We start from the raw sequence: 19,751 nt of genomic DNA, 5'->3' as shown, positions 1-19,751 counted from the left end.
CAACAGCCGAAGCCTGACTGCGGCAGATCCGGCATCGCTCCTGCCGCCGCCGCGCCATCATGCAAGGCATGAGCGAGCCTGCCATCATCCTGATTGCCCTGACCTTCACCCTTGCCGGGTGGTCAAGTGGCGACTCGGCATGGGCCTGCCGACGCTGAGCGGATGGGGTCCTCGTGGCGCTCGATTTCGCTGCTGCTGGCGGGCGAGCCCGCTGATCCTGCCCGCGACGGTGACGAATCCGCGGCAGTTGCTGGCCGGGCCGCGGCTTGGCGCGCTGGTCGGGCGGCTGTGGGCGATGACGCTGGCCAGCATGGCGGGGACGGTGATCGCCGCGCCCCTGCTGACCGGGGGCGATACGCGGCTGACGACGGCGGCGCTTGGCGCGGTGCTGGCCGGCTACGGGCTGTTCACGCTGCTGGTCCTGCTGCTGCGCGTGGCTCCCCGGTCGGAACGCTGGCTGTCGCCGCTGGTCGGGCTGGCGACGGGGCTGATCGCGGGCGGGACGAGGTTTTCGTCATCCCCGCCGTGCTCCTATCCGCAGGCGCTCGGGCTGGAAAAGGACGATCTGGTCCAGGCGCTTGGCCTGTCCTTCACGGCCTCGACCTCAGCGCTGGCGGTGGGGCTGGCGTCGCGGCAGGCATGGCAGGCCGACCAGTTGCTGCTGTCGCTGCTGGCCATCGTCCCGGCGCTGATCGGCATGTGGGCGGGCCAGAGGCTGCGCCGCACCATCAGCCCCGCGCGTTTCAAACGCTGGTTCCTGATCGCGCTGACTCTGCTGGGGGCCGAGATGCTGCTGCGGGGCCTGACGTGACCCTGTGGCCGACGTGAATGTGCGGCTGGCGCGAGGCCCGGCGCATCTATGTGACGGGCGGGCCATGCAGCGGCGTATCCACGCTTGGCCGCGCGGTCGCCGCCCGGCTGGACCTGCGCCTCGTCGATGTTGAGGCGTTGGCCCCCGGCGGGGACGATCCCGCGCCCGATGCCGCCGCCCGGCTGCGGACCTGCCTTGGCGCCTCGGGCTGGTTGCTCTGCGGCCCGGCCGAGGGCCGGGGCGATGCGATCCTGCGCGATCGCGACCGGATCCTCTATCTGCTCGCGGGCAGCCAGACCCGGCTGGCCCGCCGCATCGCCACGACCGCGCCGCGTACGGCGACCGGATCGACGAAGGCGGCGCGCCGCATGGCTGGCATCTGCGGCGGCGGTTCCACTGCATCCTCTATGACGACGCCCGTTTCACCGGCCCGACCCGGCGCGGGCAAGAGGATTGGCTGCTGCGCCGGGGCGCGCCCGTTTACCGGCTGAACGGCAACCTGCCCCTGCCCCGGCTGCTGCGCCGCCTGTTCTCGGGGATTGAGCCGGGCTGTCCTGGCGGTCGGTTGATGGACGTGCGGGGGGATGGGGCGGCGTCAACATGCGCAAGTGAACCGGAATTCTTGTTTTTTCACATGCGTTTATCCCACATCCAGCTTGTGAAGCCGGCGTATTGGCGGGATAAGAATGGCGGCACCCGCCGCAAGGCGGCGCCACAAGGCAAGTAACGATTGATCTGCATCCAGTTTTCGGAGGTTATCATGCAGAAACAACTGGCGGCCGAGGGTCTGGGGACCTTCTGGCTGGTGTTCGGCGGGTGCGGCAGCGCCGTTCTGGCTGCGGCTTTCCCTGAACTGGGCATTGGTTTCGTCGGCGTGTCGCTGGCCTTTGGCCTGACGGTGCTGACCATGGCCTATGCGGTCGGCGGGATTTCGGGCGGGCATTTCAACCCGGCGGTTTCCGTGGGGCTGGCGGTGGCGGGGCGTTTCCCTGCGGGCAGGGTGCTGCCCTATGTCATCGCGCAGGTGCTGGGCGCGGTTGCGGCGGCGGCTATTCGATGGTCTCGGCGCTGGTGATCGAAGCGGTGCTGACCGGCTTTTTCATCTTCATCATTCTGGGCGTGACGCATGGCCGTGCGCCGGTGGGTTTTGCGCCCGTCGCGATCGGACTGGCGCTGACGCTGATCCACCTGATTTCGATCCCGGTCACGAACACCTCGGTCAACCCGGCGCGTTCGACCAGTCAGGCGCTGTTCGTCGGCGGTGCGGCGATCCAGCAGCTGTGGCTGTTCTGGGTGGCGCCGATCCTCGGGCGCCGCCATCGGTGCGCTGGTCTGGCGTGTGGTCGGCGAGGACGCCTAGCGGGCGGCTTCGTTTCAGCGATCCATGCCGCTGCGCGGTCGATGTCGCGGCGCGGGCGGGTGTCGGCCGGATGCCTGCCCGCCCGCATGCAGGCGACGGGAGAGGCCACGGGCGCGACCTGTTGCAGGCTGCGGGCGGCCGGGCTGCGCGCGCCGGGCCGGGATGCTTTTGCGGCAAATCCATCGGCGCGCAACCTGCGGCCTGTGACGCGTTTTCGCCATCGCGGCCGGGGCTCATATGCCACGGCGCCCGCGACAGGCGCGGTTCCTGAAAATGCGGCGCCGGAATGGCTGTCACGAAAAGTTGTATTTTTGCTACAGATTCATGTCTTTCGCCCTGATGGCTTCTTTTTCGATGTCACTGGCCGGGCTTTGTGGTTCTAGCGTCCACCCCGGCAGCAAGCCCTCGCGGGTCAGCTACTTTGTCGATTTTCGGATAAAGCAGCAGGCAGGAGCGAGAGATGGGAACGTCAGGCAATCGGAATGTTTTGCGCCATACGCTGAGGGGGGCGGTGTTTCTGGGAACATCCTCCATGGCCCTGGCGCAGGCGACAGAGGTGACCCCGGACGACGGCGTCGTCGTTCTGGACCGGGTCGTGATCCAATCCTCGGGTCAGCCTGCGGCGGAAACCGGCTATGTCGCGCCGACCTCGATCAACCGCTCGGGCACCGAGCCGATTGACACGCCGCAGACCATTGCCGCCGTGACGGCCGCGCAGATCGCGGAACAGGACATCCGTTCCGACGCGGATCTGCTGAATTCCACGGCCGGGGTCGATGCGACGATCCGCGAGGGTTTTGTCACCGTCCGCGGCTTTGGGGCGGATCGCGCGATCAACGGCATTCCGGTCGGCAACTTCATCGGCAGGAACAGCGCCGATCTCAGCCCGTTTGAACAGGTCGAGGTGCTGAAGGGACCGGCCGCCCTGTTCACCGGCAGCGGCGGTTTTGGCGGCGTGGTGAACTATTCGTTCAAGCGCCCATTGGGCAGCGAGCGGCTGGAAACGACCCTCGGCTTTGGCGCGCCCGGTTCCCGGCGGCTGATGGTGGATTACAACCTTGCCCCGATGTTCGACGACAGGTTGCGCGCGCGCTCTGTCGGTTCGTACGAGGATCGCGATTCCAACCGCGACCCCGAAGGATACAAGCGCAGTTCGTTTTTCGGCACGCTGGAATATGACATCACCGACCGCACGTTGCTGCGCCTTGGCGCCTGGCGCCAGCGCAACAATGAAATCCGCGATTTTCGGCAGGGGTTGCCGACATGGTCGGATGGCGGGCTGATCGACTTTGACCCCGATACGACGGCGACTCAGGACTGGAGCCGCTTTCGTTTCCGCTCGGATTGGGTGACGGCGGATCTGGAACACCAGTTCAATGACCGGTGGAGCGGTAAGCTGTCTTACATGAATGGCGAAACCTTCCACCCCACAAGGCGCAGCGTGCCGTTTGAATGCAGCAGCCCCTGGCGGTGCGCGACTGCACCGGGGGCGGCATCGACCGGACCAACCCTGACGGTCGCCAGTGCCACACATTGTCGACATGGAACGACTGGAACCAATACGAGATCTTTGACGCGACGCTGAACGGGTCCGTCGACGCATTCGGTCGCAGCCATGATCTGGTCGTTGGCGTCACCCAGCAACGTAGCTGGTTCCGGCGCCAGTTCGGTCTGGCCGATGCGTCGGACGAGTTTCTGGTCGATATCTTCAACCCCGACCACCATGTCATCGACCGCCCGGATTTCGCCGTCTATCGCGATTTCGGCGAAAAGGGTCCGGCCTGGAACGATTATCAGGCATTCGCCGGTGATCGACTACAAGAAGGCGACCGACCAAGCTGACATTCCCGATCACCGCGCGCTGGACATGGATCCGCACCTCTGACGGTGACTGGACCGCCATGGGCGAACTCACCCCGACCGTCGCCGCCGATATCTACAAGGCCAGCGACGACCTGACCTACTACGCGCAATATTCGCAGATGTTTTCGGCCAATACCTCGAATTACGCTCTGGCGCCCGGAATGGGATGCGTCGGATCCCACGCGCTGGAGGATGGCATCCTGCCGCTCAACGTGACCGGCGCGCGGAAATCGGCGTCAAGGCACGTCTGTTCGGGGGCGATGCACAGGCGACCGCCTCGCTGTTTGAAATCAAAGAGGCCAATCGCGCCCGCCGGGACGGCGTCCCGGATCGCGTCGCGGCCGATGGCAGCACCTTCAGCATCGCGACCGGGGAAACGCGCAGCCGCGGCGCCTGAACTCAGCCTGGACCGGAGAAATCCAGCCCGGCTGGGGCCGTGGCACTGGGCCATGCCTATATCGACGCCGAATATACCAGCGACGATTATGTGCAGGGTGCCGAGGTCGGGACGCCCCGCCGATCCGGCAATATCTGGACCAGCTACAAGTTCCAGTCGGGCCGGTTCGAGGGTCTGGCCTTGGGTGGCGGCGTGAAGTTCAGCGGGCCGTTCAAGGGCTATGCGACCGACAATCGCGATACCAACCGCGTCAAGGCGCCGGGCTATGCCATCGTGAATGCGCGCGTGGCCTATGACATCAGCGACAACACCACGGCATCGGTGAATATAGATAACCTGTTCGACAAGGCTTATTACACCGAGGTCGATCATGTCGGCGGCGGCAACTACTATGGCGAGACGCGGCGGATCAGCTTTAATCTGAATTCCCGATTCTGACCGGGGCAGGGCGGGCGGCGACATCCGCCCTGCGCGGGAATGCGGCGGCAACAGGAATGCGGCGCAATTCCGCGCTGCATTTTATGGCAGCGCCGCCAGCAGGGTGCTTGATGACGGTATTGTTGCAAAGTGCTTTGATGAACGCGGGGATCTGCGGATTTTGATCGAATATCTGCATGGTATCATGATGTTCGCCCTGATCCATGATATCGCGCCGCATAAACTTGGAAGTGATGTGGGGTTTTCGAATGTCCAGCTCTGAGTCCAGCATCGCGGATGATGCAAGACGGGCCGCCGATGACGCCAGGGCGGCAGCAGCGATACCGGCGGCGCGGGTCGCAGCTCGGAAGGGGGATCAGCCGGATCGGGGGGCAGCGGCGGCGGCGGATCGGGCGCTTCAGGATCGCGCGGCTCTGAAGGTTCCAGCGCGACCGCGCAGGGCTGGGAAATCGACGGTCGGCGCATTCGCTATGTGCCGACGGGACCCAACAGCAACTCTTTTGCGATGTCTTCTGGCGGAAAGGGTGGGCCTGCCTCGGCGCAAGCCTGCGGGGGACGCGCCGGGATCGGGGATGAGCCTGTGATCGACCGCAGAGCCGTGACATTCGCCCTGCTGATGCTTGCGTCGGGAACAGGGGCAACGATGGGGGATGAGCCCATGGCGCAGGCCGATATTCGTCTGGATGCCAGCGACAGCGAACAAGAGCTGGTGCGCAAGCTGGATCAGTCGCTTGCCGGGCAACCCGTTGACGCGCTTGCTGCGCGTCTGGAAAAGCTGGGTGCCCGTCAGATCGGGATAGACATTGATCCGACATCGACCTGGCCGGTGTCCGCGATTTTCGGTCTGCGGCGGGGGTGGTTGAAAAACGACCGAAGGCTGCGGATTTTCCTCGATATGACACCTGACGGCGCCATGGGCCGAGTCACCAGAACAGAGTTCTATGCGAAATGACACCTCTGGAAATCCGGGCAGATATGGATGTGGCAACCATTTGTGCGACATGCGAAAAGACGCTGCTGAATGTGCATGCGACAGAGCTTGCCGGGGTGATTGGTCATCATCGCGATGACTTTGATCTGATCTGGCTCGCGGACGGCTCTGCAGTTCTGAACACCCGCGTCTGGCAAGAGATGGTGCCCCCGTTCCGACATAGCGTCGTTGTGGTTAATCTGTCCTTCGAGAACGGCAGGGTCAGCGACATCGGAGCGATAGAAAAACACCAATTCGGCACTTGATCCGGCATTTGCATGTCCGGTCGCGCAGTCATCTTCCCCGCCTGACGTGGCGCAGAGGTAGCCTTCCGGCGGCCGTCTTCACTGTCGGAGCTGGTGTCATGCTGCCGATATCCCTGTCTGCGGCGCTCGCTACCGTAAGTCCATCGCCGGTCGGTTGCGAGCATCCGTTGCTCCTCGACGGTCCCACGACCTGGAAGTCCAAAAGATCTGAAGCGTAGACGAGGATGGAAGCATGGTCTAACCTTCCCACTGTGTCAGCCGTGCAGTGGGTGCAATGCCTGTTTTATCGTTTGCCGAGTTCCGGGCATCTCCGCCACCGGATTTTGACCTTGTCATCGTCGGTTCGGGACCGGCAGGACTGGCCATTGCCCATGCCTTTCGAAACTCATCCTTTCGGGTCGCCATCCTGGAAAGCGGTGGGATCGAGCCGTCGCGGGCTACCGAGGCGCTGAACGAAATCGTCAGTATCGGCGAGCGGCGCACCGATCCTGAGCTGGTGCGGCGGCGTTGTGTCGGCGGCACCAGCACCATCTGGAGCGGACGCTGCGGCATGTTCGACGCCATCGACTATGCACAGCGTGACTGGCTGCCACTGTCGGGCTGGCCGATCGACGCAGATGCCCTGGCCGGACAGGTCAGGCGCGCGGGTGAGCTTTTTGGCCTGATGCCGAACCTGTCCGGCAATCATGCCTTGCGGAACTTGCGCCAACCTCTCGACAGCAAGGGCTGGAATGCGGACCTTCTGGCGCCGGTCGTCTGGCAGTTCAGCAGCCGTGACGGGGACGCTGAAATCGAGCATTTCGCGCATGACGACTATGCCGCGGCCGATGAGTTGGCAATCCTGCGTCATTCGGGACGCAAGACGCCGGTCGATTTCGGCCGCGCGCATATCGGATGGCTGCGCGAAAGCAGGACGATTTTCCTGATCACGCACGCAACCGTCCATGAGGTGCTGGTCAATACCCCGGGCAAGCGGGTTTCGGGACTTCTGGTGCGGGGCCCGGACGGAGAAATGCACAGACTGGCTGCATCCCATGTCGTGCTGGCCTGTGGCGGTATCGACAACGCCAGGATCCTGCTGGCGTCCCGCAGCAGCATGCCGGCCGGGCTGGGAAATGCCCGTGATCAGGTCGGCCGCTATCTTGCCGACCACACATTCACCGAATTGGGCTCATTCGGGGCAGGGGCTGCCAGACAGCTACGGCGCCGAATGGGCATCAGGCATTACCAAAAGTCGGGGGCGCTGCAGCTCTATTGCTTCGGCCTGCGTCTTTCTCCGGTGCTTCAGCGGCGCGAGGGATTGATGAACGCCGCAGTGCATCTGGTCGAGTTCGGGGCGCGCACGAACCCGCTTTCGTCACTGGCGGCGGGGGTGCGCGCATTGCGGCAGGATCGCGACATTGCGGCGGCGACCAAAAGCATCGGTCAGGGACTGGCGCGGCCCATGGCGCTTGTCGAAAACGTCGCGGATCGTTTCCTGCACCGGCGTGTCGCGCTCAACGATCCAGACCGGACCGTCATGGGTGCTGTCGTTGAACAGGCGATGAACCCCGAAAGCCGTATACGCCTGTCGGACCGCACCGATCAGTTCGGCATGCCGCTGCCCGAGATTGACTGGCGCTTCAACGAGATCGAATACCGCACCGCGCGACGCTTCCGCGACATCATGCGCGACGAGCTTGCCCGTATGGGCATGGACGCAGGCGACGCCCCACGATGGGACAGTTTCGAAACCTGGCGTGAAACGCTGACCGATCTTGCGCATCCGATGTGTACGACACGCATGTCCGGGGATCCGGCAACCGGCGTGGTCGATGCCAATTGCCAGGTACATGGCATCGACGGCCTGTCCGTCGCAGGCAGTTCGGTCTTTTCCACGCCGGGCCACATGAATCCGACGCAAATGATCGTGGCTCTGGCCCTGCGGCTGGCAGATCATCTGAACATCTGCATGACGACAGGGCGGGCAGAGGTCCGCCCGCTACGCCCCAGGCTGCGCGTCGGGATCGTGGGGGCGGGCGACCGGATACGCCGCATCTATGCACCGGCGCTGGCCGAAGTTTCGGATCGGATCGAGGTGATCGGTATCACGTCACGTCGGCAGGCGACTGCCGAGCAGCTAGCCTCGCAGACCGGCTGGAAGGTCTTTCCCGATCCGTTCCGCATGGTTTCAGAAGGCGCGGCCGATTTTGTGATCGTCGCGGTCTCTCCGGAAGCGAATGATGCGGTCTATCCGCAAATGGCGGCTTTGGGCTGCCCGCTGTTGCTGGAAACGCCGTTCTGCTGGAGCCTGCGCTCGGGCCGCAAGCTGTTGACGCGGATGAAAAATTCACAGGCGACCGTCGGTCTTGCCGAACAGTTTCCCTTCCTGCCGCATGCTCAGCTGATGCGCAAGGTCATCGAACTGGGCGGCGTCGGCGTGGCCAGGACAGCGGTGAACGATCTGGCACACTACGACTATCACGGTCTCGCTCGGCTGCGGCGGACGCTGGACCTGTGGGACGAAGTGGTATCGGTCTCTGCGCAGCGGGTCGCGGTTCCGGGAACACAGGCGCCGCTTGACGATGCGATGTTTTACTACCGCAGCGGCGCGGCGCTGCAGCATCGTTTCCTGCCCGACGACGAGGCAGCCGCAGCTTTGGAACCAGCTTGGTTCCATGTCGTGGGCGACGAGGGATATCTGGCAGATCATGCGACAGGCCACCAAACCGACGCGACCATTTATGCGCCCCGTCGCATCGAGGACGGGCGCGGACATCTGCTTGAGCTGTCCATCGACAGCCGGGCCGGACCGATTGTGTGGCGAAACCCCTTTGCCGCAAGTGGGCTTGATGACGAGCAGATCGCGGTTGCGACCCTGCTGGCGGAGATGGCCGAGGCGGTGGCCTATGGCGGATCGCCGGCCTACGACGCGGAAGATGGGCTCTTTGATGTCGAAATGCTGACAGCGATGCGCGCATCAGAGGCCCGTGACGGCAAGAGAGTGCCAATGGGGGTTTCAGTCATCAGGGAAAAACTGCGCAGAGAACTGCACGCAAGGGTGCTCGGCCGATTGGCCCGCTGAATTGCATTCGCCCTGATATTACAGTCGTGTTTTGCTCCGATCACCGAGACACTCGAGGCACTCGACACGCTCGTGCGACAGGGCCATGTGCGCTATATTGGGTTGTCGAACTGGGCGGCCTGGCAGATCGTCAAGGCGGTCGGCATCACTGAAGCGCGCAAGCTCGCGCCGATCCTGTCGCTTCAGGCCTATTACACGCTGGTCGGCCGCGATCTGGAACGCGAGATCGTGCCGATGCTGCAGGCCGAGGGCCTCGGCCTGATGGTCTGGAGCCCGCTGGCGGGTGGTTTCCTGTCGGGCAAATACAGCGACGGTGAAGCGACGCAGGACGGCCGCCGGGCGAGCTTCGACTTCCCGCCGGTCGATTTGCAGCGCGGCGATGCTGCCATCGCCGTGATGCGCGAGATCGCATCGGCCAAGGGCTGCACCGTGGCGCAGGTGGCGCTGGCTTGGCTGCTGCACCAGCCGGTGGTGACCAGCCGGTGGTGACCAGCGTGATCGTCGGGGCGAAGCGGATCGATCAGCTGCAGGACAACATCCGCTCGACTGGAGGTGGCGCTGACTGCCGAGGATCTGGTCGCGCTGGATACGGTGACGAAGCTGCCCGCCGAATACCCGGGCTGGATGCTGGAACGCCAGTCGCAATATCGCGCGCCGTTCGCCTCGCAGAAGGGCTTACATTCCGTCGTCGCCCCGCCCATAGGCACAGGCGGGGCGACGACGCTGGTGCGGGACGGCGTTCGAACGGTTGAGACTATGCTCGAATCTGATATGATCGAGCATGAAGGAGATGTCGCCATGCCCAACGTCCATCTGACGGAACCGATGCGGGATTATGTCGAGGGCCAGATCAGGTCCGGTGCCTATGCCAACCTCAGCGAGGTCGTGCGCGCTGGGATTCGCTTGCTGATGGAGAAGGACGGCGCAAGACAGTTCTATGCGCTGAAGGCGGAACTTGAGGAAGCTGCCGCTGCAGCCGAGGCGGGGGCTTCGCGGAGTTCGACGCCCGTGCCTTCGAGCCGGACGCCTTCCGAGGCTGACCCTCCGAATGGCGATCAGGCTATCCGACCTTGCCAGGCAGGATCTGGAGGAGATCCGCCAATATACGGTCGAACAGTGGGGCAGGGAGCAATGGCTGCGCTATTATCGTGGTCTCGCTTCCGCATTCGAGCGGATTGGGCAGGCGCCACTCTCGGGCCGGCCGCGAGAGCTGTTCCTGCCGGGGATGCGTTCGCTCAATTATGGAAAGCACATCATTTTCTACGCGCCGATCAGGGCCGCAGGAGACGCGGTCGTCGTGCTGCGGATACTGCATCAGAGGCGGCACTTTCCCGCGCTGGTCTATTATGAAGACATTGAATAAAATCGGGTTCAGGCGCCTTTTTCGGTCTTCGGAGCGCTCCCTTGGGCTGGACGGCGCCAGCACATTTGAAAACCCGACGAGCAACGGATATTCTGTTTTTATACAGGGACTTCGAGCGAGTGTTGTCTCGGAGTTGCCTGCCCCCGCAACCAGAAATCCTACACTTTCATCAACCTCTTGTTTGCAGGAGGTTTTTTTGCTGTCCACTCAACCGATCCGCATTCAGGCTGAGCGCCAGAATGCCTGCCAGATCGCCGTGACGCACCAGATCGAGCGCCATCCGCTTGCCCTTGGTCGGCACCGGTGTCGCCACGATCTTCTCGATCAGGCCCCGGATCGCCTCGCGGGCCTCGCTTTCCTGATCGGGTTCTGAAAGCGCGACGATCATCTCGCGGATGCGGTCGTAATAGGTATCCGCCATCTTCGGATGGATGCGCAGGGGCGCGTTCGGGGCAGGGGCGGTGGCGAGGTCTTTCTCGATCTGCTTCTGGCGGGCTTCCAACTGTTCCATCCTCGCCTTGATCCGCTCGGGCGGCAGGCCGGAGAGGAACGCGTTGACCAGCGCATCCTGTTCCTTGATGAGTTTTGCCAGTTCCTTCTCCTTGACGGCCCGGTCATCGACATGACTGGCGGCGAGGCGATTATGCTCGGCGATATATTCGGCGGCGAAGACCTTGACCAGTTCGGGGTCCATCAGCTGCTGGGAGAGGATCGCCAGGATCCGACCTTCCAGATCCTGCCGGGTGATGCCGGTGCGGTTGGTGCAGACCGATCTGCCCTTGTTGCGCGAGTTCGAGCAGCCGAAGCGGTCCTTGCCCACGGTCGAGAAGCCGCCGCCACAGCAACCGCATTTGACGAGACCAGTCAGCAGGAAGCGCGGCTTGCGCCGTTCCCGGTGCTCCCGGTCAGTCTGGTTGATCTTGCGACCCTCCTGGCGGGTCTTGACCCGGTCCCAGAGGTGTTGATCGATGATGCGGAGTTCCGGCACCTCGGTGGTGATCCATTCGCTCTCGGGGTTCGGGCGGGCCTGGCGCTTGCCGGTGGCGGGGTCCTTCACGAAGCTCTGCCTGTTCCAGATCAGCCGGCCGATGTAGATCTCGTTGCTGAGCACGCCGGTGCCGCGCTTGGGATTGCCGTGGATGGTGGACTTGTCCTAGGGTCTGGACTCATTGAGTTTCAAAGCCAGTAGATGACGAGGGCAGCAAGTGCGATTGCTGACAAGAATACCTTGGGGCAACGGTCGTACCGGGTCGCCACACGCCTCCAATCCTTGAGCCTGCCGAACATGATCTCGATCCGGTTGCGCCGTTTGTACCGGCGCTTGTCGTACTTGACGGTTTTCTTCCGCTGCTTCCGGCCTGGGATGCAGGCGCGTATCCCTTTGTCTTTCAACGCTTCTCTGAACCAGTCGGCGTCATAGCCGCGATCCCCGAGCAGCCAATCGACATCCGGCAGGCTGCTCAGCAATGCCCGCGCGCCGATGTAATCGCTGACCTGTCCGGCAGTGACGAACAGGTTGAGGGGGCGCCCTGGCTGTCGCAGATGGCGTGCAACTTGGTGTTCATGCCGCCCTTGGTGCGACCAATCAGGCGCCCACGCCCCCTTTTTCACGCCCATGCTGGTCGCGGTGCGGTGGGCCTTCAGGTAAGTGGCGTCGATCATCACGGTCTTCTCTTCGCCGTGCCCGGCCGCCAGACCCGCCATCATTTGGGCAAAGATGCCCTTGTCGCTCCACCGCTTCCAACGGTTGTATAGTGTCTTGTGCGGGCCATAGGCTGCCGGGGCATCGCGCCACCGTAAGCCATTGCGATTGATGAAGATAATCCCGCTTAACACGCGTCGATCATCGACGCGAGGCTTGCCGTGGGACTTGGGGAAGAAAGGCTCAAGACGCGCCATCTGCGCGTCCGTCAACCAAAAAAGATCAGACATGGTCACCGCTCGCTTTTCGAACCGTGAATCACGCCGCCAGTCGGAAATCAATGGGTCCTGAGCCTAATCATAACGGCGGACCACTTCATGGGGGGAGGATCAAGGATGTCAGCGCCGTGCCGATCCACGAAAAGGTCCGCCACCATCGCGTGGGCTATGTGCCGCAGACGGACAATGTCTTTGGCACGCTGACGATTGCGGAAAACCTGCGGCTTGGTGCGCGCGGGCTGGACCGCGAAACCACCGCACAGCGTTACGACGCGTTGATGACGCAATATCCGGCCTTGGCCAGCAAACAGAACCGCAAGGCCTCGGCCCTGTCCGGGGGTGAAAGGCAGCTTCTGTCGCTGGCCCGCGCCCTGATCGCGGGGCCCGAGATCCTGTTGCTTGACGAACCCTCGGCCGGTCTGTCGCCGCTGATGCTACATGAGGTTTTTGACGCCATCGCGCATATCCGGGATAGTCAGAGCATGTGCATCGTCATGGTCGAGCAGAACGCCTTCGAGGCGCTTGGCGTGGCCGACCGGGCCTATGTGCTGTCTCTGGGCCGGGTCGCGATCCACGCCCCGGCGCAGGATCTGCTGGCCGATCCGGCGATGCGGACGCTTTATCTTGGAGGGCATGTGGACTGACCGTAGGCTGGTGGGCACAGCGGCGCGTCATTTCCAACTCCGCCCCGGCCCTGGCGGCTTCAGGAAGGGCATTCAGATCGACCCTCCCGCGCATCGCGATGCCGGGCTTCTGACCTTGTCGAAATCACCCATGATGATCGGGCTCGATATATCGCCTGTGCTCCTCTGCGGCGGGAGTGAGTTCGATCCGGCCCTCGTTGGGATCGAAGAGCGGGTCTCGAAAATGGGACACGGGACATGAGGGGTTCCTTTCGGCAAAGCGGCGCCAGCAACCGGAAACCGGCCGGGCCGTTACAACGGAGGTGGGACGGGGCAGGGGCCGTCGTTCGCCTCAGCGGGGATGGGCGGGCATCCCGCTGAGGCAGACGATCCCACCTCAACCGCTTTGCCGCTCTCATGTCCCGTGTCCCGTGGACCCTCTTCGATCCCGAGCGGTCAGATCGAACTCGCCCGCACTGAGAAGGGCACGGGCAATATATCAGTACTCGACAAGATCAAACCCGGCATCATGACTGCGCCGCGGAGAATCTGCCCACTCCTGAAGCGCGAGGCGGGTAGAAATGACGCGCCGCTACCAGCCGCGATCGATCCACATGCCTCAAGATAAAGCGTCACGCCGGATCGGCACCGAAATCTGCGCCGGGGCGTGGATCGCGACCCGGCAAGACAGCGCATGGAGCGGTCACATCCTGCCAAGCGCCTCGAAAACGTGCTCGACCGTAACGACGATGCGCATGCTCTGACTCTGTCCCGGATATCGCGGTAATCTCATGTATCAGCGGCGATTAACCAGCCGGAGTTCGTCAACTGGCGCAGGATCTCGAGGCCCCGCGACCAGGCGCGGGCAGAAACGCTTCCCCGGACAGGGCCGAGATGCCGCATTCCCGCGCAGCCAAGGCCGATGACCACGTCATCAGCTGCGACGTAACGCTGTGCTGTTTCGCCCCGGTCCAGCCCATATAGCCGCAGGTTTTCACAATCATCAGCTCCGTGCCACGGCACGCCAATACGCACGTGGTGGCGGACAGCACTGGATGGATCGGCGCACGGCGCTGACATCCTCTACGGTCACCGTTATGATTGGGCTCAAGTTATTATTCCGACTGGCAGCCGCGGTTCGAAAACGACCGTCTTTGAGTTGACAGACGCGCAGATGGCGCAAACTCTTCCCCAAGTCCCACGGCAAGCCTCGCGTCGATGATCGACATCGTCGCGGGATTATGCTCATCAATCGCAATGGCGCGATGGCGCGATGCTGCAGCCTGGCAAAACAACCGTTGGAAACTGACAGGCCTCTTTGCCCAGATAGCTGAATGCAACGGCCATCACGACGAGACGGATGATCGACGCCGCTTACCTGAAGATTTACCGCACCGCGTTCAGCAAAGGGGCGATGACCTGGTCGCAGAAGGCGGCATGGTGCACGCCATCTGCGGCGCCCCTCCCAGCCTGTCGCTGCCCGGACGGAATCGCTCGGCGCGCAAACGCTGCTGGCAACTGCCTGCAATGACGCTGCTCGGATCGCGGCCTGCTGGCGACAATTCAGGAAACGTTAAGCAAAGAGACTACGCCCATCCAGGCCGGAACGCGCCGTCAGAAATTGACAAGCGCATTTCGCTGGCGCAGCCAGATCAGGTCTGTTCGGCAGCAGGTGGGCGTGTGGCGGTGGCTACGACCGCAGACATTCTTGTCAGCAATCGCACTTGCCCTCGTCATCTACTGGCTTTGAAACTCAATGAGTCCAGACCCTGAACAGAATCCACCATCCCACGGCAATCCCAAGCGCGGCGCCATGTGCTCCGGCAACGCGCATCATGCCGCTGATGGGCAATTCGTGAAGGACCCCGCCACCGGCAAGCGCCAGGCCCGCCCGAGCAGGCAGTACCGGGTGCCAGAGCTTCCGCAAATCATCGATCCATCTGGGACAGGTCAAGATTTCCGAAGGTCACTACAAGATCAATTGTTTGGAGAACTTTGGAACGGCGCAAGCCGCGCTTCCTGCTGACTGGTCTCGTCAAATGCGGCCTATGTGGCAACGCCTTCTCGGCCGTGGGCAAGTTGCTTCCTGCTCGGACTCATGGCAAGGGCGGATCGGTGCCATGCCGCGCCATCGGCAGGGTCTGGAGGTCGGATCTGCCCGTCTGCCAGCGCGTTTTGGTCGGAACATCGCCGAGCACATCGCCAGTCATATCGTGACCCTTCCTCAAGGAGAAGGAACAATAAGCAGTCCTCTCCGGCACACGCCCGTATCAAAGGTGAGATGGAACGGACGACCGCCAGAGCAGACCGAGAAGACCTCGCCACCGCCCCTGCGCATCCCGCCGAGTGGCGGGTCATATTACGACCGCATCCGCGAGATGATCGTCGCGCTCAGAACCCCGTCAGGAAGCGGGCCGCAGGCGATCGGAACCTGATCGAAGGATCGTGGCGACACCGGTACCGACCAGAACAGCGGATGGCATGTCTGGTGCGTCACGGCGCATCTGGCGGGCATTCGGCGCTCAGCCCTGTGAGTGGACAGCAAGAGCAGAGCAAGGAAGACGTAAGTTTCTGGTTGCGGGGCAACCGGGACGAAGCACTCGGCTCGAAGTCACACAATATACAAAACAGGATATCCGTTGCTCATCGGGACGTACTGGCACCGTAGCAGAGCGCTCCGGAGCAACGCCTGAATGATTTTAATGTATAGCTGGCGCTATGCCGCCTCTGTGCAGTATCCGCAGCTTTTTTGACAGTGCCGCGTCCTCCTACTGTCGGCATCGTGAAAAATGATGGCCTTTCCATAATTGAGCGAACCCTCCCCGGCAGGAACAGCTCTCGCGGCAGGCGCCTGCTAATCCGCTCAGTGCGGAAAACAGACACGATAATAGCGCACGGCCACGCCTTCCCTGCCGACGGATCTCCTCCAGATCCTGCCTGGCAGGTCAGTAACGATCGCCATTCGGGAAGGTCAACCTCGGAAGCGTAATCAGGCGCAGACGTCTTTAATCCATAACCACCTCGGCTGCGGCGGTAATACTTCCTCAATTCCTTCAGCGCATCGGGCTTGTCTTCATCGCCTCAATCAGCAAAGCCGCGACCTCGCTGGAGTGGCATAGACGCGGACCTGATCGCGAGCCCTCGATAATCGGTTCCGTCAGATGACGTTGGGCATGCTCGATCATCAAGATTCGAGCATAGTCTCAACCGTTCAGACGCCGTCCCACACCAGCAGATCGCCCCGCCTGTGCTATAGGCAAGTGAGCGCAGCGCCAGCGCGCGACTGGCGTTCAGCATCCAGCCCGGAGTATTCAGCAGGCAGCCTCGTCACCGTATCCAGCGACCAGATCGGCAGTCAGCGCCTCAAATCGGGCCCGGATATCACTGCAGCGATCGATCCGCTTCGCCCCGACAATCACGCTGAATGCCAGCTGGTACCACCGGCACAATGCAGCAACCAAGCCAGCGCCACCACCTGCGCCACTGAACCACTGGCCGATGCGATCGCATCACGGCGATGGCATCGCCACCGCTCGTAACCGGCAGAATCGAAGCTCCGGCGGCATTCTGCCATCGCTGTAATTTACCCCGACGAAATACCCGCCAGCGAAGGCTCCAGACTTCTGCATCAGGCCGAGGCCCCTCGAGCCGCAGCTGCATCAGCGATCTCGTTCCAGATAAGCGACCGCCAGCGTGCCGTAACAGGCGACGGATCAGCGCGAGATAGTCGGTTCTTAATATGCCTGTCGCTACGAGCGTGGTATCGAAGTACTCAGTACCGTCAGGCAAAACACGACTGTAATATCAGGGCGACTGTCCAGCGAATGACGCCTTTGCGTGCAGTTCTCTGCGCGGTTTTTCCTGACTACATTGGCACTCTCTGCCGTCTGGGCCTCTGATGCGCGCACTGTCAGTATTTCGACATCAAGCCCATCTTCCGCGTCATAGGCCAGCGATCCATATAAACCTCATCCGCCAGCAGGGTCGCAACCGCGATCTGTCAACCCGCTGCACGACAGAAACCGCGCATCGATGGGCAACTCAAATATCGCGCCCGTCACCTCAGCGGGGCCTCGCGACAGTGAGCGCAATCGCATGATACCAGATATGTCGCCCGCGATATGGAGATTCCCAAAGCTGCGGCGCAAAATCATCAGGCGAAACGGCCTGCTGCAACGCCGCGCCTGTGGCAACATCAGCGGCTGCAATGTTCCCGGAACCCTGACCCGCTGCGCAGAAGACCAATGCCTGCTCGTCCCCGCAGATCAACGTCCTGCCTTGGCAGCGTTGGCGATAATCGTAGTGTGCCAGATCGTTCACCTGTCGCAGCCGCGCCATTTCGCAGTTCGATGACCTTAGCATCAGCTGAGCATGCCGTGGAAGGAAGGCTGTTCGGCACCACGACGATAAAACACTGTAGTTTCATCCGCGGTAACGCGGCAACTCCAGCGGGCGTTTCCAGCAACGGCAATTGAAATACCGTTGCACGGATAAGACCGCATCATTCGCTTCAGAAGCGCGACGATCACATCGCACGCACCTTCTGGAAACCATGCGGAACGGACGTGCTCCGGTCTGCAGACTAGCTGCGCGGCAGTCGCCTGCCGGCGATGACGTATTTCGATCGCCGATCCGATCAAACTCGGCCAGCGCCATGCATAAATGCGGCGTAATCAGTCGCCCGCGATCCCGACGCTTTGGCCTGGGGCAGCAGGCGGGTCGCCCTGTCGTCGCGAAGATGTTCAGATGCAGACAGAGCCACGATCATTTGCGTCGGATTCATGTGGCCCGGCGTGAAAGACCGAACTACTGCGACCCGAACAGGCCGTCGGTATGCCGCGCAGGTGGCGCACCGGGCCCCAGACATGTCGTACATCGGATGCCGTCTGGCGTTTCGCAGTTTCGAAACTGTCGTGGGCGTCGCTGCGTCATGCGTACAGGCGCAAACTCGTCGCGATCGCGCGGTGCGGTATTCCGGTGCCTCGTTAACCAGTCAATCTCGGGCAGCAATACATGCCAGACTGTTGTGGTCCGACAGGCATCTGCGGCTTTCTTCATCGCCGCGACAGCACCGCAGATCGTTAATTTCGGTAAATCCTGTTGTGATTTTCGACAAATGGAATGACCAGCCGCCGCGTATCGCGTCATACCGCAATGCCGCTGCTGCCCCCGCCTCAATGACAGCGAGTTCGTCTGCGCCAAACCAGATGCGGCGTTCATCAATCCCTCGCCGCCGGAAAGACGCAGGCCAAGCAGCAGATACGCCCCGGCTGGTAATGCCGATGCCATTCAGCGCCGTGGCTGTCTGGCGGCCCTGCCCCAGATAGACGGGCCATCGGATGAATGTAATGGTCAGCCGACAATCACGGGCATTCCCCAGCCCATGCTGCGGGACGCCGGGTCGATACCGCCACAGGTAGCGCGGCAGGATGCAGCGCCAGTACTCTCGTCCGGGCATATAGCGGGAACTGGACGTGCGATGCCGTGATCCAGAAGATGATCTCTTTAACGCAGCCATCCAGCGGTATCGACCAGTAATGACGCAGGGCCATAATCGTCATGCAACGAATGCTCAACGTCCCCATCGCAGCGCCTGTTCAGACGACAGCCAGAAGATCCTGTTCAAACATTATCGGAAGGTGGCGCAGGATTCCGCAGACATGATTGTAGATGGCATCGAAGACAAAGCTCACCCTTATTTTCTCGACGGTACGCTCTGCGTCGTCAGCTGTGGCCGCAGCAGCCAGTCACGCTGTGCATAGTCGATAACGTCAGCCGTAGCGATCCTTTTTGCTGCCGCCGACTATCGCTGATTTCGTTCAGCGCATCGGTACGACGACTCGATCCCGCTTTCCTGGCAATATTGTCCTGCCGATCCCGAATGACGTGTGGGTCAGATCCGGTGGCGTCGGCCTCAAGCGATAAGGCAGGCGTGCAGTAACGGGTAGACTCGTCTACGCTTCGGAATCTGCGGGCTGGTCGTGAGACACCGTCGGCAATGGATAAACCGTTTCGCTACGGTAGCGAGCGCAGACGGATATCGGCAGCGTAATGAACGGCCGCCGGAAAGCCTCTGCATACATCAGGCAGGGCGATGACTGCGCGATGCCGGATCAATGCCAGACAGTGTTTTCTATCGCTCCGGTATCGCTGACCTGATTATCGAAGGACTATTAGCGCAACGGCCTTAATGTCGGGACGGGGCGCCATCTCTTGCCGGGCGCGGAGTGTTCTGCCAGGCCGTCCGCGGGCGCAGATCAGATCAAAGTCATCGCGATGATGATATCCTGCGCATGTCGCACAAATGGTGCATGCCGGATTTCAAAGTGTCATTTCTGTTCTGTGACTCATTGTAACCGTCAGATGTCATATCAAGGAAAATCCACGGCTGTACTCGGTCAAAATCGCGGACTCGGCAGTGTCGGATCAGGCAGACGCCCAGCAGACGCGCGGCAAGCGACCTTTGCCCGGCAAACGCTGATCCAGCTTGCGCGCAGCTGTCATCCGGTAGAATATCGGGAAGCTGCCAATGATCCCATCGTACTGTTCCCGACATGGCTGGCTGAGGCGAATGTGCATTACGGTCGTCCTGAATACGTCACAGCATCCCCACCTTTGCGTAAATATTTTCGCAGAACCGCCAAAGGTGCTGTTGAGTCCCGTCGGCTTGTAGTAC

At 62.2% G+C, this 19,751-nt stretch carries 16 protein-coding genes and 3 pseudogenes; 15 read left to right on the top strand and 4 right to left on the bottom strand.

Annotated elements, in window-relative coordinates:
• Positions 1 to 229: 229 nt before the first annotated feature.
• The 7 genes and pseudogenes from PE067_RS00095 (at position 230) to PE067_RS00065 (ending at position 4,869) form a co-directional block, all read left to right on the top strand.
• Positions 230 to 811, top strand: a complete 582-nt coding sequence (locus PE067_RS00095; RefSeq protein ID WP_276187265.1) for a sulfite exporter TauE/SafE family protein — start codon at positions 230 to 232, stop codon at positions 809 to 811.
• A gap of 17 nt (positions 812 to 828) precedes the next feature.
• The gene (locus PE067_RS00090; protein WP_276187264.1) at positions 829 to 1,302 is read left to right on the top strand and encodes a hypothetical protein; all 474 of its coding nucleotides are present in this window, start codon (positions 829 to 831) and stop codon (positions 1,300 to 1,302) included.
• Positions 1,303 to 1,571: 269 nt separating this feature from the next.
• Positions 1,572 to 2,171 (top strand): annotated as a pseudogene (locus PE067_RS00085) (aquaporin).
• Between the two features lie 532 nt (positions 2,172 to 2,703).
• The gene (locus tag PE067_RS00080; protein WP_276187263.1) at positions 2,704 to 3,756 is read left to right on the top strand and encodes a TonB-dependent receptor plug domain-containing protein; all 1,053 of its coding nucleotides are present in this window, start codon (positions 2,704 to 2,706) and stop codon (positions 3,754 to 3,756) included.
• Entirely contained in the window at positions 3,705 to 4,013 is a 309-nt protein-coding gene (locus PE067_RS00075) for a hypothetical protein (RefSeq protein ID WP_276187262.1), read from the top strand. Before PE067_RS00080 ends, PE067_RS00075 begins: the two co-directional genes overlap by 52 nt.
• A 187-nt stretch (positions 4,014 to 4,200) precedes the next feature.
• Positions 4,201 to 4,431, top strand: a complete 231-nt coding sequence (locus PE067_RS00070; protein WP_276187261.1) for a hypothetical protein — start codon at positions 4,201 to 4,203, stop codon at positions 4,429 to 4,431.
• A 39-nt stretch (positions 4,432 to 4,470) separates the two neighbouring features.
• Entirely contained in the window at positions 4,471 to 4,869 is a 399-nt protein-coding gene (locus PE067_RS00065) for a TonB-dependent receptor (protein WP_276187260.1), read from the top strand.
• Here PE067_RS00065 and PE067_RS00060 read toward each other — a convergent pair.
• Positions 4,847 to 5,140, bottom strand: a complete 294-nt coding sequence (locus PE067_RS00060; protein WP_276187259.1) for a hypothetical protein — start codon at positions 5,138 to 5,140, stop codon at positions 4,847 to 4,849. The two genes, PE067_RS00065 and PE067_RS00060, sit on opposite strands and share 23 nt — an antisense overlap.
• A gap of 372 nt (positions 5,141 to 5,512) precedes the next feature.
• Between PE067_RS00060 and PE067_RS00055 the strand changes: the two genes are divergently transcribed.
• From PE067_RS00055 to PE067_RS00030, 6 genes and pseudogenes are all read left to right on the top strand, one after another.
• On the top strand, positions 5,513 to 5,821 hold the full coding sequence (locus PE067_RS00055; RefSeq protein WP_276187258.1) for a hypothetical protein: 309 nt from the start codon (positions 5,513 to 5,515) through the stop codon (positions 5,819 to 5,821).
• A complete protein-coding gene (locus tag PE067_RS00050) occupies positions 5,818 to 6,105 on the top strand; it encodes a hypothetical protein (protein WP_276187257.1) in 288 nt (95 codons plus the stop codon). The genes PE067_RS00055 and PE067_RS00050 overlap by 4 nt, the downstream gene beginning before the upstream one ends.
• Positions 6,106 to 6,379: 274 nt before the next feature.
• Positions 6,380 to 9,169 (top strand): GMC oxidoreductase, encoded by a 2,790-nt coding sequence (locus PE067_RS00045; protein WP_276187293.1) that lies wholly within the window; start codon positions 6,380 to 6,382, stop codon positions 9,167 to 9,169.
• 36 nt (positions 9,170 to 9,205) lie between these two features.
• Positions 9,206 to 9,823: pseudogene (locus PE067_RS00040) on the top strand (aldo/keto reductase); the annotation flags it as partial.
• A 102-nt stretch (positions 9,824 to 9,925) separates the two neighbouring features.
• Positions 9,926 to 10,096: pseudogene (locus tag PE067_RS21675) on the top strand (type II toxin-antitoxin system ParD family antitoxin); the annotation flags it as partial.
• A gap of 121 nt (positions 10,097 to 10,217) precedes the next feature.
• Positions 10,218 to 10,532 (top strand): type II toxin-antitoxin system RelE/ParE family toxin, encoded by a 315-nt coding sequence (locus tag PE067_RS00030; protein ID WP_276187292.1) that lies wholly within the window; start codon positions 10,218 to 10,220, stop codon positions 10,530 to 10,532.
• Positions 10,533 to 10,701: 169 nt separating this feature from the next.
• Here the strand turns inward: PE067_RS00030 and PE067_RS00025 are convergent, their stop codons facing one another.
• Together PE067_RS00025 and PE067_RS00020 are read right to left on the bottom strand one after the other, a co-directional pair.
• Positions 10,702 to 11,643: a recombinase zinc beta ribbon domain-containing protein gene (locus tag PE067_RS00025; RefSeq protein ID WP_276187256.1), complete on the bottom strand. Its 942-nt coding sequence runs from the start codon at positions 11,641 to 11,643 to the stop codon at positions 10,702 to 10,704.
• Between the two features lie 65 nt (positions 11,644 to 11,708).
• The gene (locus PE067_RS00020) at positions 11,709 to 12,464 is read right to left on the bottom strand and encodes an IS5 family transposase (protein WP_276187255.1); all 756 of its coding nucleotides are present in this window, start codon (positions 12,462 to 12,464) and stop codon (positions 11,709 to 11,711) included.
• Positions 12,465 to 12,580: 116 nt separating this feature from the next.
• Between PE067_RS00020 and PE067_RS00015 the strand changes: the two genes are divergently transcribed.
• Both PE067_RS00015 and PE067_RS00010 read left to right on the top strand, forming a co-directional pair.
• Positions 12,581 to 13,096: an ATP-binding cassette domain-containing protein gene (locus tag PE067_RS00015; RefSeq protein ID WP_276187254.1), complete on the top strand. Its 516-nt coding sequence runs from the start codon at positions 12,581 to 12,583 to the stop codon at positions 13,094 to 13,096.
• 1,197 nt (positions 13,097 to 14,293) lie between these two features.
• The gene (locus tag PE067_RS00010; protein ID WP_276187299.1) at positions 14,294 to 14,848 is read left to right on the top strand and encodes a hypothetical protein; all 555 of its coding nucleotides are present in this window, start codon (positions 14,294 to 14,296) and stop codon (positions 14,846 to 14,848) included.
• 4,653 nt (positions 14,849 to 19,501) lie between these two features.
• Here the strand turns inward: PE067_RS00010 and PE067_RS00005 are convergent.
• On the bottom strand, positions 19,502 to 19,751 hold a 250-nt coding region (locus PE067_RS00005; RefSeq protein WP_276187253.1), incomplete at its 5' end, for a hypothetical protein.

Origin of the sequence: Paracoccus sp. DMF-8 (genome assembly GCF_029309835.1) — a bacterium.
Lineage (GTDB): Bacteria > Pseudomonadota > Alphaproteobacteria > Rhodobacterales > Rhodobacteraceae > Paracoccus.
This window is presented reverse-complemented; position numbering and strand designations above follow the sequence as displayed.